The organism is Streptomyces colwelliae, assembly GCF_048158785.1.
Lineage (GTDB): Bacteria > Actinomycetota > Actinomycetes > Streptomycetales > Streptomycetaceae > Streptomyces.
On the sequence record NZ_JBLTJC010000780.1, the window covers coordinates 1 to 1,470 of the forward strand.

Consider the following 1,470-nt stretch of genomic DNA (forward strand, 5'->3'; position numbering starts at 1 on the left):
CCTCGGCGGTGAAAGGGAGTGCTTGGGGGAAGCGTTCGGGGACGTATGCCGTGCGGCGCCGACCTGGTCATCCCCGACCTCCGCGGCGGCTTCTCGTACCTCATCGCGGCGCTCCTCTGGGAGGCGTCGTACGGCGACCTAGGGCCCGCTCAACAACCTGGACCCCGGTGAACTCGACCCCACCGACGATCAACGCGGGCTCCTGAGGATCCACCGGCGAGAACGCCACAAACCGATCCCCCTGACCCGGCACCTCAACGGCATAGTCGGCAAACCCGGCCGGAGCCTGCGGAAACCGCCCCCCGAGCGGCCGCAACGCAAGGGCAACCCGCTCCCCACCGCACGCCCGAGCCGCGTCCAGGGACTCCGGCCCACTCACCACCACATCGGCGACGCCAGGATCGCCCCCCACGTCCGCGACGACTCCCACGGACGAACACGCCAGCAACCACACCGCCGTCTGCCAGTGCGCCGGCAACAGCACCGCGACCCGATCACCGGGCCCCGCCCCGAGATCTCCCTGAAGCAGATTCGCGGTCTTGGCCACCCAATTGGCGAAGGTGGCCACGGACAATTCGACACGTTCCCCCGTGGCGTCGTCGTAGAAGGTCACGAGGGGACGGCCGGGATCCGCGGCGAGCGCGGAACGCAGCAGGTCGGCAGGGGTGCGATCGGTGGCGTTCACCCGCGCAAGCGTACGCGGACGCCCACCGCCGCACGCCCCCGCGCGGGCGCTCCGGACCACCGGTTCGGACGAACGGCAGCCGACGGTCCGTCAATTCCCGGATAGACAGATATGTATGACTATGTCCAGGATCAGGGGCATGCGTGGATTCCTTGCTTCCTCGATCGGCGTCACCTGCGCGGCCGCACTGGCCCTCCCGCTCACCCTGCCCGCCGCTGCGGCACCGGCACCGGCACCGGCGGCGCAGCCGGCGAGCGGCGCGAGACCCGCGTCGACGACCGCCGCACCGGACCTCCCCGGCAGCACCCAGTCGCTGCCCCTCAGCCCCCGTACCCGCGACCGCACCCTGGGCGCGGCCCCCGAACAGGGCCTCACCCGCGACGACGTCCACCGCTTCTCCCTCGTCGGCGTCACCTGGACCGACCCCGACACCGAACTGCGCGGCCAGGTCCAGGTCCGCACCCGGGCCACCGGCACCGGCGAGTGGTCCGGCTGGCAGGACATCGACACCCACAACGAGGACCACGGCGCCGACCCCGGCACCGCCGAACGCGACTCGGGCCACGTCCACGGCTCCACGGCCCCGCTGTGGGTGGGCGACTCGGACGGAGTGGACGTACGAGTAAGAGCGAACACGGCGGCGACACGGGTCGTAGGAAACAACGACGAACAGTCGTCCCCGCTCCCCACCGGCCTGCACCTGGAACTCGTGGACCCGGGCGCGGCGGAAGCCCCGCTCGCGGGCGCCCGCCCCGCGGCCGCCAACCGCACCGCCTGTCTCTTAT

2 pseudogenes are annotated in these 1,470 nt (G+C 71.8%); one reads left to right on the plus strand and one right to left on the minus strand.

Annotation, left to right across the window (positions count from 1 at the left end):
* Positions 1-142: 142 nt before the first annotated feature.
* Positions 143-685, minus strand: a pseudogene (locus tag ACNFOC_RS54290) (TIGR03089 family protein); the annotation flags it as partial.
* A 139-nt stretch (positions 686-824) separates the two neighbouring features.
* Here ACNFOC_RS54290 and ACNFOC_RS54295 point away from each other — a divergent pair.
* Positions 825-1,470: pseudogene (locus ACNFOC_RS54295) on the plus strand (N-acetylmuramoyl-L-alanine amidase); the annotation flags it as partial.